This is a genomic window from Jongsikchunia kroppenstedtii DSM 45133 (assembly GCF_000380485.1).
GTDB lineage: Bacteria > Actinomycetota > Actinomycetes > Mycobacteriales > Mycobacteriaceae > Jongsikchunia > Jongsikchunia kroppenstedtii.
Genome location: NZ_AQYG01000045.1, coordinates 43,582 through 68,434, shown reverse-complemented (window position 1 = coordinate 68,434; position 24,853 = coordinate 43,582). Strand labels below are relative to the sequence as shown.

Annotated in this window: 26 protein-coding genes; 14 read left to right on the top strand and 12 right to left on the bottom strand. The window is 66.4% G+C overall.

Going from position 1 to position 24,853, the window contains the following annotated elements; translation table 11 throughout:
* The first annotated feature begins 1 nt into the window (after position 1).
* The 4 genes from G341_RS0109035 (at position 2) to G341_RS0109020 (ending at position 3,894) form a co-directional block, all read left to right on the top strand.
* Positions 2-370, top strand: coding sequence for a GNAT family N-acetyltransferase (locus G341_RS0109035; RefSeq protein WP_018178802.1), 369 nt, complete (start codon positions 2-4; stop codon positions 368-370).
* Between the two features lie 138 nt (positions 371-508).
* Positions 509-1,876 carry a WS/DGAT/MGAT family O-acyltransferase gene (locus G341_RS0109030; RefSeq protein WP_043451060.1) on the top strand — a complete coding sequence of 456 codons (1,368 nt, stop codon included), beginning with the start codon at positions 509-511 and terminating at the stop codon, positions 1,874-1,876.
* Between the two features lie 325 nt (positions 1,877-2,201).
* Entirely contained in the window at positions 2,202-3,002 is an 801-nt protein-coding gene (locus G341_RS0109025) for an SDR family NAD(P)-dependent oxidoreductase (RefSeq protein WP_018178800.1), read from the top strand.
* Positions 3,003-3,099: 97 nt separating this feature from the next.
* Complete coding sequence (locus G341_RS0109020) at positions 3,100-3,894, top strand: helix-turn-helix domain-containing protein (RefSeq protein ID WP_018178799.1); 795 nt, start codon at positions 3,100-3,102, stop codon at positions 3,892-3,894.
* Positions 3,895-3,896: 2 nt separating this feature from the next.
* Here G341_RS0109020 and G341_RS21545 read toward each other — a convergent pair whose 3' ends face one another.
* The 3 genes from G341_RS21545 to G341_RS0109005 form a co-directional block, all read right to left on the bottom strand.
* Positions 3,897-4,535: a YoaK family protein gene (locus tag G341_RS21545; RefSeq protein ID WP_043451058.1), complete on the bottom strand. Its 639-nt coding sequence runs from the start codon at positions 4,533-4,535 to the stop codon at positions 3,897-3,899.
* 36 nt (positions 4,536-4,571) lie between these two features.
* Positions 4,572-4,970: a DUF5313 domain-containing protein gene (locus tag G341_RS0109010; protein WP_018178797.1), complete on the bottom strand. Its 399-nt coding sequence runs from the start codon at positions 4,968-4,970 to the stop codon at positions 4,572-4,574.
* A gap of 66 nt (positions 4,971-5,036) precedes the next feature.
* Positions 5,037-5,465 (bottom strand): PaaI family thioesterase, encoded by a 429-nt coding sequence (locus G341_RS0109005; protein ID WP_018178796.1) that lies wholly within the window; start codon positions 5,463-5,465, stop codon positions 5,037-5,039.
* Positions 5,466-5,608: 143 nt separating this feature from the next.
* On the opposite strand from G341_RS0109005, the gene G341_RS0109000 reads away from it, so the two are divergent.
* Positions 5,609-7,060 carry an FAD-binding protein gene (locus tag G341_RS0109000; RefSeq protein ID WP_018178795.1) on the top strand — a complete coding sequence of 484 codons (1,452 nt, stop codon included), beginning with the start codon at positions 5,609-5,611 and terminating at the stop codon, positions 7,058-7,060.
* An 84-nt stretch (positions 7,061-7,144) separates the two neighbouring features.
* A complete protein-coding gene (locus tag G341_RS0108995; RefSeq protein WP_155826882.1) occupies positions 7,145-8,590 on the top strand; it encodes a PQQ-binding-like beta-propeller repeat protein in 1,446 nt (481 codons plus the stop codon).
* Between the two features lie 19 nt (positions 8,591-8,609).
* Here G341_RS0108995 and G341_RS0108990 read toward each other — a convergent pair whose 3' ends face one another.
* Genes G341_RS0108990 through G341_RS0108980 form a run of 3 tightly spaced genes read right to left on the bottom strand, consistent with a single transcriptional unit; the run spans position 8,610 to position 12,145 of the window.
* On the bottom strand, positions 8,610-9,539 hold the full coding sequence (locus G341_RS0108990; RefSeq protein ID WP_018178793.1) for an NAD-dependent epimerase/dehydratase family protein: 930 nt from the start codon (positions 9,537-9,539) through the stop codon (positions 8,610-8,612).
* A 12-nt stretch (positions 9,540-9,551) separates the two neighbouring features.
* The gene (locus G341_RS0108985) at positions 9,552-10,961 is read right to left on the bottom strand and encodes an ABC1 kinase family protein (protein ID WP_018178792.1); all 1,410 of its coding nucleotides are present in this window, start codon (positions 10,959-10,961) and stop codon (positions 9,552-9,554) included.
* Positions 10,962-10,996: 35 nt separating this feature from the next.
* Positions 10,997-12,145: a cytochrome P450 gene (locus G341_RS0108980; protein WP_018178791.1), complete on the bottom strand. Its 1,149-nt coding sequence runs from the start codon at positions 12,143-12,145 to the stop codon at positions 10,997-10,999.
* A 102-nt stretch (positions 12,146-12,247) separates the two neighbouring features.
* Between G341_RS0108980 and G341_RS0108975 the strand changes: the two genes are divergently transcribed.
* Positions 12,248-12,841 carry a TetR/AcrR family transcriptional regulator gene (locus G341_RS0108975; protein WP_018178790.1) on the top strand — a complete coding sequence of 198 codons (594 nt, stop codon included), beginning with the start codon at positions 12,248-12,250 and terminating at the stop codon, positions 12,839-12,841.
* A 66-nt stretch (positions 12,842-12,907) separates the two neighbouring features.
* Here the strand turns inward: G341_RS0108975 and G341_RS0108970 are convergent, their stop codons facing one another.
* Positions 12,908-13,381 carry a GtrA family protein gene (locus tag G341_RS0108970; protein WP_162140708.1) on the bottom strand — a complete coding sequence of 158 codons (474 nt, stop codon included), beginning with the start codon at positions 13,379-13,381 and terminating at the stop codon, positions 12,908-12,910.
* Positions 13,382-13,490: 109 nt separating this feature from the next.
* Here G341_RS0108970 and G341_RS0108965 point away from each other — a divergent pair, with 109 nt between their 5' ends.
* Both G341_RS0108965 and G341_RS0108960 read left to right on the top strand, forming a co-directional pair.
* Positions 13,491-13,700, top strand: coding sequence for a helix-turn-helix transcriptional regulator (locus G341_RS0108965; RefSeq protein WP_018178788.1), 210 nt, complete (start codon positions 13,491-13,493; stop codon positions 13,698-13,700).
* 8 nt (positions 13,701-13,708) lie between these two features.
* Positions 13,709-14,212, top strand: coding sequence for a hypothetical protein (locus tag G341_RS0108960; RefSeq protein WP_018178787.1), 504 nt, complete (start codon positions 13,709-13,711; stop codon positions 14,210-14,212).
* 9 nt (positions 14,213-14,221) lie between these two features.
* Here G341_RS0108960 and G341_RS0108955 read toward each other — a convergent pair whose 3' ends face one another.
* The gene (locus G341_RS0108955; RefSeq protein ID WP_018178786.1) at positions 14,222-15,436 is read right to left on the bottom strand and encodes an MFS transporter; all 1,215 of its coding nucleotides are present in this window, start codon (positions 15,434-15,436) and stop codon (positions 14,222-14,224) included.
* Between the two features lie 115 nt (positions 15,437-15,551).
* Between G341_RS0108955 and G341_RS0108950 the strand changes: the two genes are divergently transcribed.
* The 3 genes from G341_RS0108950 to pntB all read left to right on the top strand — a co-directional run bounded on the left by G341_RS0108950 (position 15,552) and on the right by pntB (position 18,997).
* Positions 15,552-15,860: an ArsR/SmtB family transcription factor gene (locus G341_RS0108950; protein ID WP_018178785.1), complete on the top strand. Its 309-nt coding sequence runs from the start codon at positions 15,552-15,554 to the stop codon at positions 15,858-15,860.
* Positions 15,861-16,048: 188 nt separating this feature from the next.
* Positions 16,049-17,587: a Re/Si-specific NAD(P)(+) transhydrogenase subunit alpha gene (locus tag G341_RS0108940; RefSeq protein ID WP_018178784.1), complete on the top strand. Its 1,539-nt coding sequence runs from the start codon at positions 16,049-16,051 to the stop codon at positions 17,585-17,587.
* A gap of 6 nt (positions 17,588-17,593) precedes the next feature.
* Positions 17,594-18,997, top strand: coding sequence for a Re/Si-specific NAD(P)(+) transhydrogenase subunit beta (pntB, locus tag G341_RS0108935; RefSeq protein WP_018178783.1), 1,404 nt, complete (start codon positions 17,594-17,596; stop codon positions 18,995-18,997).
* An 88-nt stretch (positions 18,998-19,085) separates the two neighbouring features.
* On the opposite strand, the gene G341_RS0108930 is transcribed toward pntB, so the two are convergent.
* Together G341_RS0108930 and G341_RS0108925 are read right to left on the bottom strand one after the other, a co-directional pair.
* Positions 19,086-19,877, bottom strand: coding sequence for a metallophosphoesterase (locus tag G341_RS0108930; protein WP_245556946.1), 792 nt, complete (start codon positions 19,875-19,877; stop codon positions 19,086-19,088).
* Between the two features lie 50 nt (positions 19,878-19,927).
* Entirely contained in the window at positions 19,928-22,435 is a 2,508-nt protein-coding gene (locus G341_RS0108925) for an ATP-dependent DNA ligase (RefSeq protein ID WP_018178781.1), read from the bottom strand.
* A gap of 75 nt (positions 22,436-22,510) precedes the next feature.
* On the opposite strand from G341_RS0108925, the gene ku reads away from it, so the two are divergent.
* Positions 22,511-23,425, top strand: a complete 915-nt coding sequence (ku, locus tag G341_RS0108920; protein ID WP_018178780.1) for a non-homologous end joining protein Ku — start codon at positions 22,511-22,513, stop codon at positions 23,423-23,425.
* Positions 23,425-23,817 carry an NUDIX hydrolase gene (locus G341_RS0108915; protein WP_018178779.1) on the top strand — a complete coding sequence of 131 codons (393 nt, stop codon included), beginning with the start codon at positions 23,425-23,427 and terminating at the stop codon, positions 23,815-23,817. Before ku ends, G341_RS0108915 begins: the two co-directional genes overlap by 1 nt.
* Before the next feature lie 10 nt (positions 23,818-23,827).
* On the opposite strand, the gene G341_RS0108910 is transcribed toward G341_RS0108915, so the two are convergent.
* Entirely contained in the window at positions 23,828-24,292 is a 465-nt protein-coding gene (locus tag G341_RS0108910; protein ID WP_425402069.1) for a guanyl-specific ribonuclease, read from the bottom strand.
* Positions 24,293-24,354: 62 nt separating this feature from the next.
* A complete protein-coding gene (locus G341_RS23765) occupies positions 24,355-24,807 on the bottom strand; it encodes a hypothetical protein (protein WP_155826876.1) in 453 nt (150 codons plus the stop codon).
* Between the last annotated feature and the right edge of the window lie 46 nt (positions 24,808-24,853).

Genomic DNA, 24,853 nt, shown 5'->3' with positions numbered 1-24,853 from the left:
GATGACCCTGACCGACAAGTCCGGCGCGGCGGTACGCGTCGCGGTGAACGACGCTGCGAGTCGATACGAGATCTTCGTGCTCGACGGGGAGTCCGAGACGCTGGCGGGGTTCGCCGAGTTCATCGATCGAGAATCGGGATCGGCTGTGCCGCAACGGATCATCTATCACACCGAAGTGCCGCCGGAGTTCGGTGGCCGCGGGCTGGCCGGCATCCTGACCGAGCAGGAGCTCGATCATGTGCGCGCCATCGGCAAGCATGTCGTGCCTGTCTGCCCGGTCGTCGCCGGCTTCCTCAAGAAGCATGACGGGTACGCCGATATCGCCGATCCGGTGACGCCGGAGATCCTCAGCGCCCTGCGCAGCGGGTAGGAATCGGCACCCCGCTATACCACGAACAGTCTCATTTACCGGGACCGGAGGCTGCTTTCGGGCCCGCTTGGCAGTAGGTTCCTCGAATCGCAAAGCTCAGCGTGATTGGAGTACCAAGTGACCAAGCGACTGTCAGGCATGGACGCAATGTTTCTGTCCATGGAGGGTGGCGCGTGGCCACAGCACACCTTAGGGATGATGATTCTCGATCCCTCGGAGATAGAGGGCTTCGGATTCGAGACCATCAAGGCGCATCTGGAGAGCCGGCTCGATTACATGCCGCAGTTCCGGCGGCGGATCCAGCAGGTCCCCTTCCAGATCGATAAGCCGGTGTGGGTCGACTACCCGGACTTCACCATCGACGCCCACATGCATCGCGCCGCCTGCCCTTCGCCGGGCGGCCCTCGAGAGTTCTCCGACATCGTGAGCCACATCCTGTCGCGCACGATGGAACGCGGTCAGCCGTTGTGGCAGTGCTGGTTTGTCGAAGGACTCGAGGGCGGCCGCGTCGCGTTCGTCACCAAGACCCACCACGCGATGCTCGACGGCGTCTCCGGCGCCGGGCTCGCGGATGTCCTGTGCGACATCTCCGCCAACCCGAAGGACCGGCCGACGCCGCCGAAGGAGGACGAGCAGCCGCGCCGCGGTAAGCGAGAACTGCTGCTGCAGGGGGCCGCGACGGCGGTCACCAACACGCCGAAGCTGGCCAAGTTCCTCGTGCAGACGGTGGAGGGCGCGGCGACGACGATCAACCACCTCCGGAGCGACGATCCGCCGCCGCGGCCGCTGAGCGCGCCCCGGACGATCTTCAACGGGATCATCAGCCCGCGCCGCGAATTCGCTTACACCTCACTGCCGATGGCCGATGTGAAGCTCGTCAAGAACTACTTCGGTGTGACCGTCAACGACGTGATTCTGTCCGTCGTCGGTGGTGCCGTCCGGTCTTATCTCGTCGACCGTGACGCGCTGCCGGAGCAGCCGGTCATCGCCACGGTGCCGATGAATACGCGTGCGGCCGGCGACAACGCGCTGGGCAACCAGGTGTACGCGTCGGCGGCCTCCCTCGCCACCGACGTCGAGGATCCCGTGAAGCGCCTGTCGGCGATCCACAACGGGATGGCGGCCGTCAAGCGTTTGGCCGAGGACATGACCGCGAAGGAGAAGGTCGGCTTCACCGACATCGCTCCGCCGATTCTGTTGACCCTCTTCATGCGCGCGTATCAGGACGCCGGCCTCGAGCAGAAGCTGCCGCTGCAGACCAACCTGATCGTCTCGAATGTCCCCGGCCCGCCGGTCCCGCTGTACCTCGCGGGCGCGCGCGTCGAGCACATCTTCCCGGTCGGCCCGCTGAACATGGGTATGGGGATGAACGTCACCGTCTTCAGCTATCTCGATTCGATCGATGTGGGCGTGCAGGGCGATCCGGCGCTCGTGGACGACACGTGGGCGCTCATCGATGCGGCTGCGGCCGAGCTCGAGAAGCTGGTGGCCGCCACCAAGGAGTAGGTCGCCGAAAACCGTTTGCGGACAAGCAGGCCGGGCTCGATGCCCGGCCGGCTTTCCGTCGCGCGAACCGGCGACGGGCTTATACACGACATCATGAGCTGTTTCACAGCATGTCCGAAAAAGTGATTTCCCACACAACGGGACCTTGGGCGAACTTCGGGTGCGCGGGGGCTTAACGTGCTGTTCACGGCCAACATTTAGCCCATGGCGCACCGTGCATTCGTGATCGCACAGAGATGTCGCGGGCGACCATGCCGGCCTGTGAAACGGGGATCGCATCCATGTGCGGGTCCGTGTCGAACTGACCGCATCAGGAGGGATCAGCATGAAACTCAACAACACTCGCGCAGTCGTCACCGGCGCCAGCCGGGGTCTCGGCAAGAGCATCGCCGCCGAGCTGGCGAAGCGCGGCGTCGACGTCGCAATGGTGGCGCGCAAGAGCGCCAAGCTCGACGAGGCCGCAAAAGAGGTGGGCGGCAAGGCCTATCCCTGCGACCTGACCGACCCGGCGGCCGTCGCCGAGTTGCTGGCCACGATCGAGGCCGACGGCGGCCCGATCGACATCCTCGTCAACAACGCCGGTCTGGACAACGTCGGTCTCTTCCCCGACGCCACCGCCGATGAGGTGCGCAACCTGATCCAGGTGAACCTGCTGTCGCCGATGGAGCTGTGCCGCCAGGCGATTCCCGCGATGGTCGCGCGCGGCCGCGGCCACATCGTGAACGTGTCGTCGATGGCTGCGGTCAGCACCAGTCCGGGCGTCACGCTGTACGCCACGTCGAAGGCGGGTCTGAGCCACTTCACCGCGGGCATCCGGATGGAGCTCGCCGGTAAGCCGGTCGGCACGACGCTCGTGCAGATCGGCAACGTCAAGACCGACATGATCGACAACATCAACAGCTTCCCGCCGGCGCAGCGGGCGGTCGAGCGGGCGGCCAAGCTGCACATCCTGCCGAAGGAGGATCTGGAGCCCGACTTCGTCGCCTCCGAGATCGCCGACGCGATCCTCAACAACAAGGAGCGCGTCACCCTGCCGAAGGCGCTCATGGCGACCACCCTGCTCGTCGAGGCGCCACGCAAGATGAGCGAGCTGATGCTGCGCGGTCTGGATCTGGACTCCAAGTAGCGCTCGCACAGGCGAATCCCTATCCGGGTGCGGCGATGTCAGCGCACTACCTCCGAGGTAATCGACTGACGTCGTCGCACCCGATAGCGTCGCAGGCATGACGGCGTCGACGGCTGCGCGGACCTCCGACAATGCGGATTTCGGGCGACTGTTGCGCGGCTGGCGCGAGCGGCGGCGCCTCACCCAGCTCGATCTGTCGAACCAGTCGAGCATCTCGACCCGGCACCTGAGTTTCCTCGAGACGGGCCGATCGCGGCCGACCGCGGAGATGATTCTGCGGCTGGCCGAGCATCTGGACGTCCCGCTGCGCGAACGCAACGACCTGCTGCTGGCCGGTGGCTTCGCGCCCGCGTACCCCGAACATGCGTTGGACGGGCCGCAGTTGGCGACGGTGCGCGCCTCCCTGCGGCGGGTCCTCGAGGGTCATCTGCCGTATCCGGCGGTGGTGCTCAATCGGTGGTGGGAGATCGTCGACGCGAACCCGGCGATCGCGATCTTCCTCGAAGGCGTTGATCCGCAGTTACTTTCGGCGCCGGTGAACGTGGTCCGGCTGTCGTTGCATCCGGACGGGCTGGCGCCGCGGATCGAGAATCTGCCGCAGTGGCGCGGGCATCTGCTGAGTCAGTTGCGTCGCCGTGTCGAATACACCGCCGACCCGAAACTCGAGGATCTCCTCGAGGAAGTGTCCGGATACCCGGGCGGCGAAGAGCACCCGCATCCGTCAGAAGTGGTGCTGCCCATGCGGTTTCGGTATGGCGACAGTGTCCTGTCGTCGTTCAGCATCGCGGCCCAGGTGGGAACGGCGCAGGATGTGACGGTGTCGGAGCTGATGATCGAGTCGTTCTATCCGGCCGACGAGGCGTCCGCGGAGTTCTTGCGGCGCAACGCCTGACGTCACCAGAGCTGCCCTCGCACCAGTCCGGTGATCACGGTGACCAAGCCGGCGACGGCGGCGGTCAGCCACAGCACGTGCAGCCCCAGGTGGTGATAGGCCAGCGCGCCGCCGAAGCCGCCGACCGCGAGCGCGAACCAGAGCAGCAGATGGCGCAGCCAGAGCGTGCGATCGCCGCCGGTGAACGCGTCGATGAGGCGCTGCCCCGATTTCACGAGCGTGCCGGTCATGTAGGTGAGCCCGACGGCGACCTCGCCATCGCGCTGGAACACCGAGTTCATCGCGCCCATCGCGGCGCACAACAGCAGCATCCCGGCGATATCCGCGCCGTTGTTGCCCACGATGGCGGCCAGTAGAAGCAGCGCGCAGACCAGCCACAGCACGGACATACGTGATCGGCCGACGCGGGAGACCGCGGCGCCCAACACGACTCCCGCAAAGAACGTGCCCACGAGGCCGGCCGCCTTGCCTGCTGACGACCAGATGTGCAGCGACGCATCCGCGGACATCTGCGTCGTGTTACCGCTCATGAATGAAACGAAGTAGCCGCCCAGATGAACGAACCCCACGGCGTCGATGAAGCCGGCGATCATGGACAGCACTGCGGCGAGGACTACCTCGCGACGACGGATGGAGCGCATCGGCCTCCTCGGGCAGGTGCGGTCAGGTGAGCTGAATCAGCGTGGGCCGTAACGGCGTTCGTAGGCCGCGCGGTCGTGGCGCTCCTTGTGCAGCCGCAGCTCCTCGGCCTTCTCCGGATCGAGGCCGTGCTGCGACAGCCGATGGCGGCGGTACACCTTGTTCAGCGCGAAAGCGAAGTAGATGAACGGAATCAGGATGGGAAGCGTCATCGACGCGTGCACCAGCGGGGTCGTCGGGAACAGCAGCAGCGGCGACAGGATGATGATCGCCGGGATAGTGAACCGGACGACGATGCGCATCGGTGCACCCTTGCTGGCCAGGTCGCGCTCGACCCACGGGTGGTACTTCGCGGGCAGAACCTTGCCGTAGCAGTACAGGAAGTAGTTCCACGGCCCCGGCCGCTCCACCTTCTGCGTGTTCACCGATTCAGACATGTAGTGGAATCTACTCCTACCACCGCTTCCTACTACAGCCTGTAGTCGATTCGTGCAACCTGAGGCCTACCCGACGAAGATTCGGCTGGTCACGGTAGCCGTGGCGACCAATTCACCGGCAGCGCCGCGGACCACCACGTCGGTGATCGTCTGTCGTCGGGTTCGGTGGATGACGTCCGCGGTCGCGGTCAGGTCGGTGCCGTTGGCGGCCGTGACGTAGTTGATGTTCAGCACCGTCGTCGCGCCGCCGGTCGTGGCGTCGTCGGCGATTCCCGATCCAGACGCGGAGGCGCCGGCGACATCGATCAGCGTGGCGATCACCCCGCCATGCACGGTGTTGCCCACCGTGACCAGCGAATCGTCATACGGCAGGGCCAGCACGACGTGATCGATGTCGGCCGCCTCGACGGTGATGCCCAGGTGTTTGGCGATCGGCGAGTTCGCGAGGACCTGGTGGATGAACATGTCGGCGATCGGATGCAGCGTCGTGGTCATGGATCGATCGTGCGACCCGCCGCGCGGCCCGGCAATTACCCGACAGGTAATGCGCCGGCCGCGCGCCGTTGGACGGTCCGCTGACCGGGAACCTCGGTCGAAAAACTAGAACATGTTCTATCGCACCGCTAGGCTCGGTTGCCATGAAGGCGGAGATCCCAGAAGTAGTGTCGGCGGCCGATGTCACCTCGTGGTCGCATGAGGTAGATGTGCTGGTCATCGGGTTGGGCGTGTCCGGCGGCTGTGCTGCCGTCGAGGCGGCCGAGGCCGGCGCCAACGTGTTGGTCCTGGAGCGGTCCGCGGTCTCGGGCGGCACGTCCGCGCTGGCCGGCGGCCACTTCTATCTCGGCGGCGGCACCGCGGTGCAGCAGGCGACCGGGCATGAGGATTCGGCCGCGGAGATGGAGAAGTACCTCACCGCGGTCTCGCGCGAGCCCGAGCCCGACAAGATCCACGCCTACTGCGTGGACAGCGTTGACCACTTCAATTGGCTGGAGAGCTTGGGTTTTCAGTTCGAGCGCACCTACTACCCGGAGAAGGCGGTCATCCAGCCGCAGACCCAGGGGCTGATGTTCACCGGCAACGAGAAGGTGTGGCCGTACAACACCATGGCCAAGCCGGCGCCCCGTGGCCACAAGGTCCCGGTTCCCGGCGACACCGGCGGCGCCAAGCTGGTCACCGATCTGTTGGTGAAACGGCTTGAGGCGCTGAAAGTTCCGATCGAGTACGAGGTCGGTGCGCGGCAGCTCGTCGTGGACGATGGGCGAGTGGTCGGCGTCGCCTGGAAGCGTCTGCAGGAGAGCGGATTCATCAAGGCGAAGGCTGTCGTCATCGCCGCCGGCGGATTCGTGATGAACGAGGAGATGGTGGCCGAGTACGTGCCGCAGTTCGGCTCCAAGTTCTACACCCTGGGCAACACCTACGACGACGGCCTGGGCATCCGGATGGGGATGTCGGTCGGCGGCGCCGTGAAGCACATGGACCAGCCGTTCATCACCGCACCCGTGTACCCGCCGTCGCGGCTGCTGACCGGTCTGGTCGTCAACAAGGAGGGCAAGCGGTTCGTCGCCGAGGACTCGTACCACTCGCGTACCTCCGGCTACGTGATGGATCAACCCGACGCCGCGGCGTTCCTGATCGTCGACGAGGCGCATATGGAGCGCCCCGACTTCCCGCTGTGTCCATTCATCGACGGCTGGGAAACCGTCGCGGAAATGGAAGCGGCGCTGGGGATTCCGGTCGGCAACCTGCAGGCGACGCTGGACGAGTACAACGCCAACGCCGCGAAGAAGGAAGACCCGCTGTTCCACAAGGGTGCGGAATGGCTTGAGCCGCAGGACAACGGCCCGTGGGGCGCGTTCGACATGTCGCTCGGCAAGGCGCTGTACTCCGGCTTCACCATCGGCGGCCTGGCCACGTCGGTCGACGCCGAGGTGCTTGATGCCGCCGGCAACGCCATCCCCGGCCTCTACGCGGCCGGCGCGGGCGCGGCCAACCTGGTGCAGGACAGCAAGGGCTACGCCAGCGGTTCGCAGCTCGGTGAGGGGTCCTATTTCGGGCGTCGCGCCGGCCGGCATGCCGCCGCACTGACCTAGGGGATCGCCCGCGGTCCGCGCGCCGGCCGGTGTCGGTTATGGGGCCGATTGTGCGCCTTGCCGGCGATCTGATTCGCTGATCGCATGGCAAGGCGTACCGCCGGGATCGGCGCATTGGTGATCGCAGTAGTGGCGCTGGTCGCCGTAGGTGCGGTCGCCGCGATCCGGCCCACGGTGAGCACGGCCGGCACCGCCGCGCTGCCGGCGGCGCCGCCGATTCACGCCGGCACCGATCCGGTGCTGAAATCGATTGCGGAACAGCCGAACCCGCTGTGGCGCGTCGATGCGCACGCCCTGTTCGGGCCGCAGACGAGCCCGAAGTATCTGATGACGGTGGCCGCGGACGAGAAGATCGCGGTCGTCGAAGCGCAGTCGGACGACCCGAATCTCAACGGCGCCATCATGGCGGTGGACCCACAGACCGGCAAGGCGCTGTGGCCGGCCCCCAGCGGCTTCCAGACGAGCAAATGCGCGATCAGCCGCGACGGCAGGATCGGCTGCGTCCAGTACACCGATCGGTCGGAGAAGCATGCCGTGTTGGGCATCATCGATCCGGCGACCGGAAACCTGATCAGCAGCAAACCGATCAACAGTCCGGGCTACGCCGCTATCGAACGCGCCGGCGACGGATTCCTCATCCCGACGTCCGCGTACTCCGCCGACATCTCGGACAAGACGATCACGCTGAACTGGTTCAGCTCCGACGGGGCCCGCAGCTGGACCCGCCAGGCCGCAACGAATCTCGACAACCCCGAGCTCTCCGAGGCCGGCAACGTCGTCGTGTTGGCCAGCTATAACGACGGAGCGCAGGCGTTCGGGCTGGACTCCGGACAACTGCTGTACGACGGTGCCGCCGATCTGAAGCGGGCCGAGGGCGACGGCACGCACTCCGCCACGATCCAGATCATCGCCAGCGCCGAGGGATTCGCCGTCAGCCTCGCCGATTCCAGTGGGCAGAACGACCATGTCACGATGTTCGACCGGCTCGGTATCCAGCGGCGGGTGCTCGACGGATGGCAGCTGCCGTTCATCCCGGACGCGACCGAAGGGGACGTGATCCCCGTGTACCGAGCGGTGGACAACGACGACATTGCCGGCGCGTACTCGCTCGCCGACGGAAAGCTTCTGTGGCAGCAGGGCGGACTGGACTACGACGGCGGCAACAATCTGAAGCTCGTCGGGTCCGACTACGTGATGTATTACAACCGCGGCGGGCTGGGCGACAGCCAGGATTGGACGGTTCTGGACGCACATACCGGCCAGAAGGTCGGCTCGCTGCAGGCGAGCATTTACATGGACTACTCCGGATTCGACGGCAGCCGTATCTATCTCACCGGTGACATGGCTGCGAGCGAACCCGGTCCGGGCGCCATCTCCGCCTACGATCCCAAGCACGGCAGTGCGCCGGTATGGCGGTACAAGGTCAGCCAGAGCGCCGATGACGTCAACGTGCGCGTGGTGCAGCCGTGGATGTTCCGGTACGACGCGAGTGTGAACGGCTCGGTCGCGGCGCTCAGCCGACTGGGCTGAGTACGGCCCGAGTCCGCAATCATCCGCGTCGCCGCGACGCCTCGATCTGCGCGGTCATGTCGAGATAGCCTTCGCGCACACTGGGAAACCGCGGCTGCCATCCGGTGGCGTTTCGAAATCGCGCGTTGCTGACCCGCAAGGACCGCGTCAGCGACGTCGTTCGATCGCCGAACAGCCGCGCGAGACGACCCGGCCCGGGCACCCATGGACGGGCTCCTGTCGCTGCCGCCAAGGCGGCCGCGTGCTCCCGTCTGGTGACGGGCTGATCGTCCACCACGTTGTAGACGCCTGACGGCGCCGAGAGCGCGGCCACCACCGCCGCGGCCGCATCGGGGAGATATATCGACGATTGGTAGGCGTTTTGTGCGCCGATGGTGGTACCGATATGACGACGGCGCAGGGCCACGATCTGCTCGCTGTGGTCGGCACCCAGTCCGTAGAACAGGCCGAACCGCAGCACGACACCGACCCCGCCGGCCGCGGCGAATCGATGCGCGTTGGCCTCGGCGGCGTGATTGCCGGTCGCGATGGGGTAGTGATCGACCGGCGATGCTTCATCTATCCATCGAACACCGTTGTCGCGGTAGATCATTGCGACGGATTCCTGTACTAATCGAGGTACGCCTGCCCGGAGCGTCGCGTCGACGACCGCGGCCGAGCCTTCGGTACGAATTCGCGTGCACTCGTCCCAGGCGGACGGACGGATGAACGAGGCGGTGGACGGCAACGACGAGGCCAGGTTGATCACCGCGTCGCATGCGGTGATCGCGGTGGCGAGTCCGTCACGATCGAAGATCGACACCCGCACCGGATGCGCGCCCTGTGCGGTGAGCTGTCGTGCTTTCGGCTCCGACCGGGCGAGAGCGCGGACGTCGTGGCCGGCTGCGACGAGCGCAGGAACGGCATGCCTGCCGATCGCGCCGGTCCCGCCGGTAGCGAATATCCTCATTGCACCGCGGCTCTACCGCGGATCGAGCCCGAATGGCAGTCCGCGTTCGCGGGCCCAGGCGACATGCAGCTTGCCGTGGTGGGTGAGCGGCTCGCCGATGCCGTCGATGTCGTCCGACTGCGCCTTCACATTGAGCTCGGCGCCGAGCTCGGCCAGGATCGCGTTGATTCCCAGATTGATACGGGAAAGCATGACGTAGTCGGGAGGAACGTCCATCTTGCGGATCGCCGCGCTCGCCGAATTGTCTCCGAACAGCGATTGCAGCAGTGCGGTGGCGTCATCGGCGGTGTAGCGATGCGGCTGCGACCCCAAGACCGGCCCGGCCATGGTCCGCCACCATGCCATCACATCGTCCGGTGTCAGGTCGGAGTCCTCAGATACCCAGCCGCTCGACCGCATCACGCGATAGAGCTCGTCGCGATCACCGTTGACGGCCGCGCGAAGCATCCGCACGATGCCGATGCGGACCCGCTCCGGAAACTGCTTGACGCAGCCGAAATCGACGAAGCCGACGGTCCCGTCCAGGCCGAATCGGTAGTTGCCGGGATGCGGGTCGGCATTGAAGAGGTTGCTGTGCCGGTAAGCGCCGAAAGCGAAGTAGGAGATCGCTTCCGCCCACTGATTGCGCAGGTCCTGGTCGGCGTTCCGCGCCTCCGACCAACTGACGCCTTCGACGTAGCTCATCGTCAAAACCTGTTCACCGCAGTGACTTTCGATGAGTTCCGGGACCCGGATAAACGGGTGGCCGCGGTACAGGTCGGCGAATCGCCTGATGCTTCGCGCTTCGTGGCGATAGTCGATCTCCTCGACGATGCGCTCGGATATCTCTGCGGCCGCGGCCCGTTGATCGGTACGCATCGACTTGGGAGTCATGGACATTCCGAGTTTCACGAAGGTCGCCAGGAGTTCGGTATTCGCGAGGTCGTCATGGATGGCGCGGGCGACGCCGGGATACTGGACCTTCACCGCCACGTGGGTGCCGTCCGGCAGCCAGGCCTCGTGCACCTGCCCGATCGACGCGGCCGCCAGCGGCGTCTCTTCGATCTTCTCGAAGAGTTCCGTGATCGGTCGGCCGAGATCTTGCTCGATGGCGGCCTGCGCGGTCTCGAACTCCATCGGTGGCGCTTCCGACTGCAGGCGTTGCAGCGCTTTCTGATACGTCGAGAAGACGGCGCCGCTGTCGGGATCGATGTCATAGGTGGACAGCAGCTGGCCGGCCTTCATCAGCACGCCCTTGGAGTGTCCGAGCATCTCGGCATACCGCTCGGCGGTGCGCTGATGAAACTTGTCGACGGCGTCCGGGTCGCCGGTCCGGGCCCGCAGGCCGGCGACCATGCGCCCACCGGCCGATCGGGCCGCGAATCCGGCGATGGGAACCGTGCGGCGGATGCGGCCGGAGCGAACCGTCTGTGCGGTGGGCACGCTGGGCTGCTCGTTGCTCCCAAGTCTTTCGCTGTTCACGGCCGGGCTCCTTCGGTGAAGACGACGGGGACGTGCGTGGGCGCGCGCAGGATCGCGGTGTCCCGCCAGCCGGGCGTGCCGACCAGCCGCGGCTTCCGGAATGCGATGCGGCGCAGCGCGATAGCGGTCTCCAGCCGCGCCAACGCCGCGCCGAGGCAGCGATGGCGGCCGTAACCGAGGGCCAGGTGCGGTGGTGCGCCGATCCGGTCGAGCCGGAACTCGTCGGGATCGTCGAACGCGTCGGGGTCGCGATTGGCGGCGGCCAGCATCACCAACAGCCGATCGCCGGCCTCGATGCGGTTGCCCTGCAACTCGGTCGGCTCCAGCGCAGCCCGCCCGACCGCCTGCGCGGGTCCGTCGAGCCGCAGCAGTTCGTCGATGACGGCCGGGTCCGTGATGTCGATCCGATCGATCAGCCGGTGGCCGGCCGATTCGTGGAGAAGCCGAATCATGGACGCACCCAACAGACTTGCGGTCGTCTCGTGCCCGGCGATCGCCAGCAGGATCGCGTTCACCACGGCTTCGTCCAGGCTCAGCGCCGGGTCGCTCGCGATGAGGCTGAGCAGATCGTCGCCCGGTTCGTTCCGGCGCTCGGAGGCGAGCGGCAGGAATTCCGACAGCAGCGCGGCGAATGGCGCGGTGGCCGGCAGCGCGGCGTCCGGAGCGACGACGCCGTCGAGCACCCGTACCAGTTCGCCGGCCTCGTTCATCAGGATCTGCGCGACCCGCACATCGATGGCCAGCCATTCGCTGATGACCGCGACCGGCAGCGGCAGCGCGATCTCGGCCATCAGATCGAATTCGACGTCGGCCGGAATCGGATCGATGGTGTCGGCGGCGATCGCATCGACACCATCGTGGAGCTGCTCGATGTAGCCCGGCGTGAAGACGTCGCGCACCGAATCGCGGAGCCGGGTGTGGTCCGGCGGGTCGATCATCAGCATCGACCGGCCGAACGGAGAGTCGTCGATGCCGATATGCGCCAGCGCCTCGCGCGCGGCGGCGCTGGACATCGGATCGCTGCTCCACCCGGCGCCGATCAGGACTTCGCGTGCGGATTGGTAATCGCTGACCACCCACGAGCGCAGGTCCGGATCGAAGTAGACCGGCCGGGTTTCATGACCGGCGAGGGTGTCGACGCTCATCGGAATCCTCCCAAGTGATCACTTAGCCGCTTCACTTGGCTACACTAAGTGAGCACTTAGGGCCTGTCAATGAGTTCGCCGATCAGTCGAGGAGGCACCCAGATGACCGCTCCCACCCGCGATCGCCTGGTCGACGAGGCGATGCGGCTCTTCGGTGAGCAGGGCTACCGCGCGACCAGCGTGGCGCAGATCGAGGCGGCCGCCGGGCTCGCACCGGGATCGGGCGGTCTGTATCACCACTTCCGATCGAAGGAATTGCTGCTCGAGGCCGGGATCGACCGGCACCTCGACCGGGTCCGCGCCCTGCGCGATATCAGCCAGATCTTCGAGGGACTGGCCGATATGCGGTCGGAGTTGACGGTGCTCGGGCGCTTCACCCTGGAGGTGCTGGACGAGGAGTCGCAGCTGCTGCGCATCGTGTCGTCGGAGCTGCGCGATCGGCCGCAGAAGCTGACCGACGCGGTCGAGCAGATGCTGGCCGACTCGTATCGCCAGCTGGCGAACTGGATCGAGCGACAGGTGCCGGACATCGAACGGGCGCAGGCGGAGACGACCGCGACGGTCGCCCTCAACGCGCTGTTCGGCTATCGCGCGACTCGGGATGTCCTGGGGGAGTCGGCATCACCGGGCGATGACGAGATCGTCGCCGAATGGGTGGAGTTCGTCGCCAGCCGCCTGGAACGGCTCGCCGGGTAGCCGAATTATCTGTGGCTGTGGAGCGTTCAGCCGACATTATTGTCTATGCGCGCTCCAGGGCAACGGTTATCCGCGCGGCGCGGGGGCGCGCGATCGGAAGATCTGTCGGAACAGGATGAACCGGATCGCGGTGGCGACCAGATTGACCGCCATCAGCACGACCAGCTCGGTGGTCCGGGACGGCGACCGGTGGATCTGATGCAGGGCGAACAAGCCGAATGCCGTGATGCCCCAACCGAAACCGAAGATCAGCACACCCTGGATGTGGTGGGCGGTGAGGCCCTCGGGCCCGCGGAGGCCGAAGGTGAATGCGCGGTTGCCGGCGGTGTTGAGCACCGCGGCGGCGAGCATCGCGACGAAGTTCGCGGCCTGAGCGCCGAACATCGGATGCAGCGCGATGTACATCAGCGCGTAGGCGGTGGTGCAGCTCAACCCGACCACCGTGAAGCGCGCGAGTTGCCCGACGATGGGCCGCTTCGGCTGCGTGATCTTGACGCGGGTGTCGTCGAGCTCCTCGCCGGGTACTCGGCCGATGCTCACCGGGTCACTGTATAGCTTCGCCAAAACCGTGCTGATGGGAAGCCGTTTCGGCGACAGAAATGTCAAACATGCTTGACGTTCAAATGTCAAGCATGTTTGACTTCTGCTCGTGGTTGACGATGTGAATCCGGTACGCGTCCGGCGCCGCGAGCGACGGGTGACGCAGGCCGAATTGGCGGCCGCGGTCGGCGTGAGCCGGCAGACGGTGGTCGCCATCGAGAAGGGCGACTACGCGCCGAGCGTCTATGTCGCCATTCGCATCGCCGGGGCCCTCGACTCCACTGTCGAGTGCCTTTTCCCGGTGCCGACGAACGAATGAGGAGCGAGATGTCTGTGCAGAACCGAATCGAGGAATTCGCGCTCGCGCCGAATGACCCGCGATGGGGCGACGAACGAGCCCGCGACGAGTACTACCGCGGAGCCGCGTTGGGCTTCTGGTGGATGCAATATGTCGTGCTGCTCGTGATGGTCGTTGCGGCCGCGCAGGGTGCCGTAGGGGCGTCGGTGATCGCCCTGGTCGGGTTGTGCTTTGCCCAGCTGGTCTCCTGGAGCTACTGCCGACGCCGCGGCATCCCGATCGCCGCGGTGACCCGTGACTTCAACAAAGGTGGGCGTCGGTGGATCGGATTCGGCACCACGATGCCCTTCATCGTGCTGTGGCTCGCGTTCACGCTCCGGGCGCGCGGATCATTGGACGGGGGAACGGTCGCCGGCGCCGTGGTCGGCGGGATCGTGGGCGGTCTGTTCGCCGTCGGTGTCGGCGTGTGGATGAGGCGCAGCGAGCAGCGGAGGCTCGATGCGTCCGCGGCCGAGGACGACCGGTTCGACTAGCGGGTGCGGCTAGCGCCGCCGCATGCCGAGGACTGCTGCGATGACGCAGGCGACCGCCGTCGCCGCCGCGAACCACGGGAAGATCCGCTCCAGGCCCCACTCGGTCGCGGCCCAGCCGGCGAGGATCGTCGGCACCGCCATCGACGTGTAGGCGAGCAGGTAATACGCCGACATCGTCTCGCCGCGTGCCGATTCCGGAACCACATGGGACAAGTGCCGGATCGATCCGCCGAACCCGAGCCCGAAGGTGCCGCCGAGCAGGACCGCGGCCGCGACGATCCAGCCCCACTGATGGCTGTTGATCGCCGGGATCGACAGCCCGAGCGCAACGGCCATGCCGACGTCGCCGATGATCGCCGACGTCCGCGGGGTGAAGGCGCTGCCGAAGAACTGTGCCACCGCGGCGGTGGCGGCGGTCGTCGCGACCACGGCCCCGCCGAACGCCAGGTTGTGGATATGCGTCGACGTGCTCGCCAGCGTCGGATACAGCGACAGCAGCACCCCCAGCACCGACCACGACGCCATCACGCCCAGGGCCGCGAACCAGAAGTCGCCGCGGATCGCCGGCGGTACCGCCGGTTTGGCGATCCGGATCTTGGTCGGCTGCCGCTCGAGATGGGTCTCGTCGAGCAGCGCTATGCCGATGAGCGCGAGCAGGCAGATGACGCTGACCACCGCATACGGCGTGAGCAGCGGCTCGGAGACGTATTGCGCCAGCAGCGCCGATCCCGAGATCGCGATCGCCATGCCGACGTTGAACACCACACCGGTGAGCTGTCCGGAGCGCGCGCCGTGGTTCGGGCGCAGATCCAGCAGTGCGGCCGCCGACGCCACGACGATCGAGCCGACCGACAGCCCGTGGATGGCGCGGGCGATCAGCAGCATCGCCACGTCCTGCGCGGTCATGAAGACGATCAGCCCGACGATCAATCCGGCTCCGGCGACCAGCAGCACGGGCTTGCGGCCGACCACGTCGGACACCTTGCCGGCGATCAGGATCGCGGCCAGCGCGGCGACCGCGTAGACGGCGAACACGATCGTGGTGGTGAGCGGCGACAGATCCCACTTCGTTTCGTACAGCCCGTACAGCGGCGCCGGCAGTCCGGAGACGCCGAGCCCGATGGCCGCGAGCGTGAGGATGAGTCCGTAGGCCACCCGGCGCGCGGTGGGCGGTGCCGGTTCGACGGCGGTGGTCGTTCCGGGTGCGGACGCGGTCACCGTCATGAAGTCCTCCTGCGAACCCGAGACGCCCAGTGTGGCGTAGTTTGATGTGTATCGAACCCGATGCTCAGGCTATCTCTGCGGTTCGACGGCGATCAAACTTTGTAACGGAGGACACATGCCCGCTATTCCGGCGATCGGCGAGGTGCTGGCCGCGCTCGACGATCCGGTGCGCCTGGAGATGGTCCGTCGCCTGGCGAATGCCGGCGAACCGGTGCAGTGCAAATTCCTCTACGACGGCATCAGCAAGTCGACGGCGTCGCATCATTTCGCGGTGCTGCGCGAGGCGGGGGTGACCGAGTCGGTGACGGTGGACGGGTCCGTTCATCAGCGATTGCTCGAGACGGAATTGGAGCGCGACCTGCCCGGGGTAGTCGGCGCGATCGTGGCCGCAGCCAACCAACTGTCCGAGTCAGTGGGAACGTGACGTATCTTACTTGTCAGTAAGGTGGACACTCGCCTAGTGTCTTTACAAATTCGTTCCGCACTGCTGAAACTAGCAGGTCACGGGCGAAAATGCGCGGGTCTTGATTGATTCGTGCTGATCAGGCTTGATTACGCTGCGAAGGCCGGGCAGTCCGTTATGCCCGGTTTCTTGCTGATATGGAGCTACGCATGATTGTCGGAGTCCCTCGCGAGAGCGCGCCCGGTGAGACCCGGGTCGCTGCGACGCCGAAGACGGTGGAGCAGTTACGCGCCCTCGGCTATGAGGTCGTCCTGGAAACCGGTGCGGGCGTTGCGTCCAGCTTCGCCGACTCGGCGTACGAAGATGCCGGTGCGCGTATCGGTTCGACGTCCGAGGCGCTCGGCGCCGACGTCGTCCTGAAGGTCAATGCGCCGAGTGACGCGGAGATCGCCGAGCTCAGCTCCGGCGCCACGATCGTGTCGTTGATGGCGCCTGCCCTCAATCCCGAACTCGTGGACGCACTTACCGCGCGCGGCGTCACCGGTATGGCGATGGATGCGGTGCCGCGGATCTCGCGGGCGCAGTCGATGGACGTGCTGTCGTCGATGGCCAATATCGCCGGCTACCGCGCCGTCGTCGAGGCCGCGCATGAGTTCGGCCGTTTCTTCACCGGTCAGGTCACCGCGGCCGGCAAGGTGCCGCCGGCCAAGGTGCTTGTCTGCGGCGCGGGCGTCGCCGGTCTCGCAGCCATCGGTGCGGCCGGCAGCCTGGGCGCGATCGTGCGGGCCACCGATCCCCGGCCCGAGGTCGCCGATCAGGTGAAATCACTTGGTGGCGAGTACCTCTCGGTCGACAGTGGCGAGTCCGAGGTGTCCTCGACCGGCTACGCCAAGGAGATGTCGACCAACTACAACGATCTGGCCGCCCAGCTCTACAGCGAGCAGGCGCCGGATGTCGACATCATCATCACCACCGCGCTGATCCCCGGCCGCCCGGCGCCGCGGCTGATCACCGAGGAGATGGTGGCGTCGATGAAGTCGGGTTCGGTGATCGTCGACATGGCCGCCGCACAGGGCGGAAATGTCGCGGGAACCGTTGCGGGCGAGGTGATCACGACCGAGGGCGGTGTGACCATCATCGGCTACACCGACCTGGCCGGCCGACTGCCCGCGCAGGCCTCGCAGTTGTACGGCACCAACCTGGTGAACCTGATGAAGCTGTTGACCCCGAACAAGGACGGCGAGCTCACCCTCGACCTGGACGATGTCGTGCAGCGCGGCATCGTCGTGTCCAAGGGCGGCGAAAAGCTGTGGCCGCCACCGGCAGTCTCGGTCTCGGCGGCTCCGGCGCCGGCTGCCGCCGCAGCGGAGCCGGCCCCGGTCAAGCCCGAGAAGACGCCGATGTCGGCGCGCACGAAGCTGGGACTGGTCGGCCTGGGTGCGGTGCTGCTGTGGCTGGTGACCGCCTATGCGCCGGACCCGATCCCGCAGCACTTCACGGTCCTGATGCTGGCGATCGTCATCGGCTACTACGTGATCGGCAAGGTGCACCACGCGCTGCACACGCCGCTGATGTCGGTGACCAACGCGATCTCCGGAATCATCGTGGTCGGCGCGCTGGTGCAGATCGCCGACGACAACAACGTCATCCGGGCGCTGTCGTTCGTCGCGATCCTGCTGGCTTCCATCAACATCTTCGGCGGTTTCGCCGTGACCCGGCGCATGCTCGCCATGTTCTCCAAAGGCTGATCACGAATGACCGCACAGAGCATTGCCTTCGCCGCCTATATCGTCGCGGCCCTGTTGTTCATCCTGTCGTTGGCAGGACTGTCCAAACATGAGACCTCCAAGCAGGGCATCGTCTACGGCATCGCCGGTATGACGATCGCCCTGGTCGCCACCATCGGCCAGGTCGCAAACCACGCCGCCGGAATCTCGATCGCGCTGCTGCTGGTCGCTATCGCCATCGGCGCCGCGATCGGCCTGTGGCGCGCCAGGATCGTCGAGATGACCGGCATGCCGGAGCTGATCGCGTTGCTGCACAGCTTCGTCGGTCTGGCCGCCGTCCTCGTCGGCTGGTCCAGCTACTTCGCCGTGGAGCATCACAGCGGGCAGACCGAGTTCGCCGGTTCGCTGCTGAAGATCCACCACGCCGAAGTGTTCATCGGCATCTTCATCGGTGCGGTCACCTTCACCGGCTCGATCGTGGCGTTCCTGAAGCTGTCGGCGCGGATGAATTCCAAGCCGATGATGTTGCCGGGCAAGAACTTCATCAACCTCGGTGCGCTGGCCGCCTTCATCGCGCTGACGATCGCGTTCACCGTGTCGCCGAACCTGGGCCTGCTGATCGCGGTGACCGTGGTCGCGCTGGCTTTGGGCTGGCATCTGGTCGCCTCCATCGGCGGCGGCGACATGCCGGTCGTCGTGTCGATGCTCAACAGCTACTCCGGTTGGGCCGCAGCGGCTTCGGGCTTCCTGCTGAACAACAACCTGCTGATCATCACCGGCGCGCTCGTCGGATCCTCCGGTGCGTACCTGTCCTACATCATGTGCCAGGGCATGAACCGCTCCTTCGTGTCGGTCATCGCCGGCGGCTTCGGCGTCGAGGCACCGAGCTCGTCGGAGACCGAATACGGCGACCACCGCGAGGTCAGCGCCGCCGACGCCGCGGACATCCTGGCCGAGGCCTCGACCGTGATCATCACCCCCGGCTACGGCATGGCCGTCGCGCAGGCGCAGTATCCAGTCGCCGAGCTGACCAGCAAGCTGCGCCAGCGCGGGGTCGACGTGCGCTTCGGCATCCACCCGGTCGCGGGTCGGCTGCCGGGCCACATGAATGTGCTTCTCGCCGAGGCGAAAGTCCCGTACGACATCGTCCTGGAGATGGACGAGATCAACGACGACTTCGAGGGCACCTCGGTGGTGCTGGTGATCGGCGCCAACGACACCGTCAACCCGGCCGCCGCCGAAGACCCGGGCTCGCCGATCGCCGGCATGCCCGTCCTCAAGGTCTGGGAAGCCGACGAAGTGATCGTCTTCAAGCGGTCGATGGCGTCCGGCTATGCGGGCGTGCAGAACCCGCTGTTCTTCCGGGACAACGCGCAGATGCTCTTCGGCGACGCCAAGGAGCGCGTGGAAGACATTTTGAAGGCGCTGTAGCTCCTGCGGATAACTGTCAGAGATCCGGCGGCTCGCGACAATAATTGTCGGTGCGCGCGTGAGAGCAACAGTTGTCGGCGGCGTAGGCCTAGCTCTGCGGTACGACGACCGAACGGAAGTGGCTGATCAGCCGGCCATCGGCGTAGGTGTGGAAGGCCAGACCCGGCGGCTGCGTGGGGTTGATGACCTCCGTGCCCTCGAAGGGCAGGTTCAGCGTCGACGCCACGCCGGGCGCGAGGCATAGCGGCCGACCGGCGAAGGTCGTCACGGCGCCGGTGTGCGCATGCCCGCAGAACATCGCCGCGATATTGGGATGGTTCGCGACCAGCTGCTCGAGGCCTTCGTTGTCGGCCATGCGGATGTGGTCCATGAACGGCATCCGCAGCCGCACCGGCGGGTGATGGAACGACAGGAAGACCGGCGTCGTCGTCGGCTGCGCGTCGATCTGCGCCTCCATCCACGCCAGCGTGTGATCGCTCAGGTGACCGTACGGCTGGCCGCGCACCGAACTGTCGACCGAAATGAACAGTGCGCCCGCGATCAACTGCGCCCGGTTGAGTGGATCGTCATGGCTGTGCTTGCCGAGCAGACCGAACCCGAATTCGTCGCGGGCGTCGTGGTTGCCGGGGCAGATGAGCATCGGCAGCGGCGACCACAGCGTCTTGGTCGCTTCCTCGTACTGCGACGGATGTCCGCTGTCGGCGATGTCGCCGGTCACCAGCAGCACGTCGATCCCGCTGCTGCGCTCGTTGATGTAGTCGAGGACCGCGCGGACGCGCCGGTTGTTGTGCTCGGTGCCGTTGAAGTGCAGATCGCTGATGTGTGCAATCGTCAGGACCGCGGTGTCCGCCTGCGACCCGGGGTCGATATCCGTTTGCACACCCACACCGTAGTCGGTGTTTCCGCTGTTCGCCGCCACCGTGGCCGGGGCTACAGGTCGCCGGGCAGCTTGTCGCGCCGGATACCGCGCCAGGTCGGGTGACGCAGGTGACCCGTGCTGGTCCAGTCCATGAACCGCACCTCGACCACGAGCTTCGGCAGTACCCAGACCGCGTCGAACTGCACCGGCCGGTCGAGCTTCTCGATGAACGGCGACCGCTTGATCTGCAGTGGTTCCAGCTCGGCGCGCAGATCGTCGAGCTCCCGGTCCGAGAGGCCGGACCCCACGCGGCCGACATAGCGCAGACCGGTCTCCTCGGGCAGCCCCACCAGCAGCGACCCGATGCGGCGGTCGCGATTGCCCTTGCCGGGCCGCCAGCCGCCGATGACCACCTCGATGTCGCGCCAGTTCTTCTGCTTCAGCCAGGTGGTCGTGCGGCGACCCTGCTGGTAGGTGGAGTCGCGGCGTTTGGCGACGACGCCCTCCCAGCCCTTCTCCCGGCTGTGCGCCATCGCGGCGGACCCCGGACCGTCGAGCAGCGGTGGGATCTCGACGACGCTCGACCTCGCGAAGACCGGTGCCAGCTCATCGAGCAGCGCTCGGCGGTCGGACCAGGGGCGGCGCAGCAACGATGTCCCGTTGAGGTACAGCGCGTCGAACAGCATCAGCTTGATGGTGACGTCGTCCTCTGATTCGGCGTTCGAGCGTTTACTGCGGCTGGCGAGCAGGGTGAAGTTGGTGCGGCCGTGGCGGTCGACCGCGACGATCTCGCCGTCGAGGATCACGTCGATCAGCCCGAGATCATCTGCCACCTCGTGCAATTCGGGGAAGTCGGCAGTCAGGTCCTGGCCGCTGCGGCTGGTCAACCGCAGCTTTCCGCCCTGATATCGCACCAGGACTCGGTACCCGTCCCACTTCCCTTCGAAGGCCCAGCGATCGTCGGTGAGGTTCTCGATCGACTCGTCCGATGCCAGCATCGGCCGCGGATCGCGGAGACTGTCCGGCAGGATCGGCCGCGGGACGTCGGACATCAAGTGCGCCAACCAGTTCTTGTCGCCGGTCTTGATCAGCACGTAGCGGCCCTGGATGCGCTCGCCGTGCAGCCGGACGATGATCTCCTTGTCGCGCCATTTCTCGGTTTCGTAAGTCCCGTGATCCCAGATCGACACGGTGCCGCCGCCGTACTCGCCCTTTGGGATCTTCCCCTCGAAGGTCGCATAGTCCATCGGGTGGTCTTCGGTCTGGATCGCGAGCCGATTCTGGTCGCTGTCGACCGGCAGATTCTTCGGCACGGCCCACGACACCAGGACGCCGTCGCGTTCGAGCCGGAAGTCATAGTGCAGCCGGGTTGCGTGATGCTCCTGGATGACGAATATCGGTTCACTCGAACGGATTTCACTCTGGTGCTGTTCGTCGCCGAAAGGCTCGGGGGTCTTGGTCTCGTCGCGCTTGCGGCGATACTCGCCCAGGTCGACGACCGGCCCCCCGCCGACCGGACGCTCATGTTCGCCGACCGGACGCTCATGCCCGCCGACCGGACGCTCATGCCCGCCGACCGGACGCTCATGCCCGCCGAGTGGACCGTCATGTTGATCGACTGGACCGGTTCGTCCACTCGATGGACGTGAGTGTCCGGTGGGCGAACCTGAGTGTCCACTCGGCGGGTCGAGATCGGCGATGAGATCCCCGTACTCCTCGGCGCGCTCGAGCACCTCGGTGAAGAGAAGCTGGCGAATATCCTTCTCCGTCAATTCATCCCACTCCCGCGGCGCCGCGGCACAGGGCTGCGGGGTGCCGCGCAGGGAGTAGGGCGCGAGGGTGGTCTTGGAGCCGCTGTTCTGACTCCAGTCGATGAACACCCGCCCGACACGCTGCGACTTGGCCATCGACGCCGTGACCCGATCCGGCATCTCGTGCTGCAGCTGGGTCGCGATCTGCTTGGCGACCTTGCGGGCGCCGTCGGGCGATACCGGTGCGGGCAGCCGCGCGTACACGTGAATTCCCTTGCTGCCACTGGTGACCGGATATGCCGTCATCCCGACGCCGGCCAGAATCTCGCGGATCGCCAGTGCCACCTCGGCGCAGCGCGCGAGCTCGATGCCCGGGCCCGGATCGAGGTCGAACACGATGCGATCGGCCTTCCGGGTGGCCCGCAGTTCCTCGCGAGCGATCCCATCGCCGAGCGCGTCGTCGAATCGATATTGCGGCACATGCAGTTCCAGCGCCGACTGCTGACCGAACCACACCAACGCCGCGCGGGTGTCGATGATCGGATACTTCACGTCGCGGTCGCTGTGTTCGATGGACTGGCGCTCGATCCACGCCGGAGCGTGATCGGGCAGGTTCTTCTCGAAGAATGGTGTCGCGTCGACGCCGTCCGGCCAGCGCTTACGTGTCACCGGTCGGCGGGTGATGTGCGGGATCATCACGTCGGCGATCCGGTTGTAGTAGTCGATGATTTCGACCTTGCGGGTGCCGGTCTGCGGGTAGATGACTTTGTCGAGATGGGTCACGGAGATCTCGTGACCGTTGACGTCGATCGTGCCTCCTGCGCTCATCGCCTCCGACCCGCCTTCATCTCTCCCGCCCGTTAGATCTACACGGCAGTCCGATTCTGCTGCACAATGTCAACTATGCGCTCAATTTGGAAGGGCGACCTGAGCTTCGGGCTGGTCAACGTGCCGGTCAAGGCGTACTCGGCCACCGAGAGCCACGACCGCAAGTCGCACCAGGTCGACAAGTCCGACGGCACCCGGATCCGCTACCGCCGGGTCCGGGAGGGCACCGACACCGAGGTCGAGTTCTCGGACATCGCGAATGCGTACGAGACCGAGAGCGGCGACACCGTCGTTCTGACCAAGGACGACCTCTCGGAGCTGCCGGTTGAGCGCAGCCCGGAGATCGCGATCACCGACTTCGTTCCGGTCGATCAGGTCGACCCGATCTACTTCGACAAGCCCTACTATCTGGAGCCGGCGTCGAAGTCGCCGAAGGCGTACGCGCTGCTGCGGCAGGCGCTCGAGGAGACCGATCGGCTGGCCATCGCCACGTTCACCCTGCGCAACAAGACCCGGCTGGCGGCGCTGCGGGTGATCGGCAATGTGATGACGCTGCAGACCCTGCTGTGGCCGGACGAGGTGCGTGCCGCCGATTTCCCCGCGCTCGAGACCGATACCCCGATCAAGCCGCAAGAGTTGAAGATGGCGGCGTCGCTGATCGAGTCGATGGCCGACGATTTCGATCCGAGCAAGTACGAGGACACCTATCAGACGGAGCTGGCCAAGCTGATCGAGGCGAAGGCCGATGGCACCCAGGCATTCGAGCCGACCCCCGCGGCCACTGATGAGGGTGATGACGACGAGGTCGCGGATCTGCTTGCGGCCCTGCGTGCTTCGGTGAAGGACCGCAGCACCCCGGCCGCGCCGGCGAAGAAGACGGCGGCGAAGAAGTCGCCCGCCAAGAAGGCCGCCGCCAAGAAGACGCCGGCCAAGAAGACGCCGGCCAAGAAGACGGCGGCGAAGAAGTCGCCCGCCAAGAAGGCCGGTTGATGCCGACGATCATCGTTGCGGCCGTGACGATTCGGGATGACGCCGGCCGCGTGCTGACCGTTCGTAAGCGGGGCACCACCAGGTTCATGCATCCGGGCGGCAAGCCCGAACCGGGCGAGGCGATGATCGACACCGCGATCCGCGAGTGCGCCGAAGAGCTCGGTATCACCATCGCGCGCGATGACCTTCGCGAGGTCGGCGTGTGGCATACGGCCGCCGCCAACGAGCCCGACCACGATCTGGAATCCACGGTCTTCGAGTACGTCGGACCGCCGGTGAACCCGACGGCGGCCGCCGAGATCGCCGAGATCCGTTGGGTCACAACGAGTCAGGTATCGGGCGACGAGTACGCGCCGTTGCTGATCAGCGTGCTGGACGCGGCGCCGAGCTGATCCGCCGATTTCAGTCGGCGCCGGTGATGGTGCAGAACGTCGAGTAGTGATCGCCGGTGTAGTAGTAGACCCGCGGGGACTTGAGCGGCGTGCCGCCGGTGATGACCCGACGGGTGCCGCGCGTCGACGCGCCCGGCGTATCGACGGTGTACTCGTGGTAGTAGCCGCGCGCCTGGTTGGGCAGCCGGCGTTCCCGATTCTGGAAGACGACGCCATCGTTGCGGGGATGCGGGAACGGGCCGCCGGAGTGGATCAGCCGCACGGTGTCGGCAGCCTGCGGGGGCAGGCTCGACAGCGCACAGGTGCCGGCGTCGGTGTTCGTCCGGCCCGCGGTGCCGGGCCGCGATGCGGTCGTGCTGGTGGCCGCGCCAGGTTGCCGGCTGCTCTGCGCGGTCGGCGAATTGTCGGAATGAGAGCTGCAGCCGGTCACCGCGGCGCCGATGGCCGCGGTCGCGGCTACCGCCGATACGAACAAACGAAGACGATCCGTCACGAACAAATCATGACGGATCGTCTTCGGTGTCGATGGATCGGCTATCAGCGGGGTGCGTCGCCCGTGATCTGGCAGATCCATTGACCGTCGGCCCAGATGTAGTGGCCCGGGGCCCCGCTCTGGTCGGTGCAGGGCTTGCCGCCGGGATCGTCATCGCGGACCGGCGTGGTCGTGGTGACCTGCGGCGCGTCGCCGGTGATCTCGCAGACCAGTTGTCCGTCGCTCGCCGCGATGTAGTGCCCCGGCGCGCCGCTCTGGTCGGTGCACGGCTGTCCCAACTTGTTGGCCGGCTGGGTGGTCGTGTGCGGGGCCGGGTTGTTGTGCGTCGTCGGCGCGTTCTGTGTCGTGCTGGTGGTCTCGGCGGACGAGACCGCGGAACTGCTGGTCGCGCTCGACGAACTCGGGGTGCTGTCGCTGTCGGAGCTGCTGCACGCCGCCCCGAACGCCATCAGCGCGAGCGCGAATGCGCCCGCCGCGATCCTTCTGCTCACGTTCATCGATCTGTGCCTCCATCAGTCCGCCAGCTCGATCAGCCGGAATGCC

Coding starts and splice junctions, on each gene's coding strand:
- G341_RS0109035 (WP_018178802.1), top strand. CDS start 2: ATGACCCTGACCGACAAGTCCGGCGCGGCGGTACGCGTCGCGGTGAAC.
- G341_RS0109030 (WP_043451060.1), top strand. CDS start 509: ATGGACGCAATGTTTCTGTCCATGGAGGGTGGCGCGTGGCCACAGCAC.
- G341_RS0109025 (WP_018178800.1), top strand. CDS start 2,202: ATGAAACTCAACAACACTCGCGCAGTCGTCACCGGCGCCAGCCGGGGT.
- G341_RS0109020 (WP_018178799.1), top strand. CDS start 3,100: ATGACGGCGTCGACGGCTGCGCGGACCTCCGACAATGCGGATTTCGGG.
- G341_RS21545 (WP_043451058.1), bottom strand. CDS start 4,535: ATGCGCTCCATCCGTCGTCGCGAGGTAGTCCTCGCCGCAGTGCTGTCC.
- G341_RS0109010 (WP_018178797.1), bottom strand. CDS start 4,970: ATGTCTGAATCGGTGAACACGCAGAAGGTGGAGCGGCCGGGGCCGTGG.
- G341_RS0109005 (WP_018178796.1), bottom strand. CDS start 5,465: ATGACCACGACGCTGCATCCGATCGCCGACATGTTCATCCACCAGGTC.
- G341_RS0109000 (WP_018178795.1), top strand. CDS start 5,609: ATGAAGGCGGAGATCCCAGAAGTAGTGTCGGCGGCCGATGTCACCTCG.
- G341_RS0108995 (WP_155826882.1), top strand. CDS start 7,145: ATGGCAAGGCGTACCGCCGGGATCGGCGCATTGGTGATCGCAGTAGTG.
- G341_RS0108990 (WP_018178793.1), bottom strand. CDS start 9,539: ATGAGGATATTCGCTACCGGCGGGACCGGCGCGATCGGCAGGCATGCC.
- G341_RS0108980 (WP_018178791.1), bottom strand. CDS start 12,145: ATGAGCGTCGACACCCTCGCCGGTCATGAAACCCGGCCGGTCTACTTC.
- G341_RS0108975 (WP_018178790.1), top strand. CDS start 12,248: ATGACCGCTCCCACCCGCGATCGCCTGGTCGACGAGGCGATGCGGCTC.
- G341_RS0108960 (WP_018178787.1), top strand. CDS start 13,709: ATGTCTGTGCAGAACCGAATCGAGGAATTCGCGCTCGCGCCGAATGAC.
- G341_RS0108955 (WP_018178786.1), bottom strand. CDS start 15,436: ATGACGGTGACCGCGTCCGCACCCGGAACGACCACCGCCGTCGAACCG.
- G341_RS0108950 (WP_018178785.1), top strand. CDS start 15,552: ATGCCCGCTATTCCGGCGATCGGCGAGGTGCTGGCCGCGCTCGACGAT.
- G341_RS0108940 (WP_018178784.1), top strand. CDS start 16,049: ATGATTGTCGGAGTCCCTCGCGAGAGCGCGCCCGGTGAGACCCGGGTC.
- pntB (WP_018178783.1), top strand. CDS start 17,594: ATGACCGCACAGAGCATTGCCTTCGCCGCCTATATCGTCGCGGCCCTG.
- G341_RS0108925 (WP_018178781.1), bottom strand. CDS start 22,435: ATGAGCGCAGGAGGCACGATCGACGTCAACGGTCACGAGATCTCCGTG.
- ku (WP_018178780.1), top strand. CDS start 22,511: ATGCGCTCAATTTGGAAGGGCGACCTGAGCTTCGGGCTGGTCAACGTG.
- G341_RS0108915 (WP_018178779.1), top strand. CDS start 23,425: ATGCCGACGATCATCGTTGCGGCCGTGACGATTCGGGATGACGCCGGC.
- G341_RS23765 (WP_155826876.1), bottom strand. CDS start 24,807: ATGAACGTGAGCAGAAGGATCGCGGCGGGCGCATTCGCGCTCGCGCTG.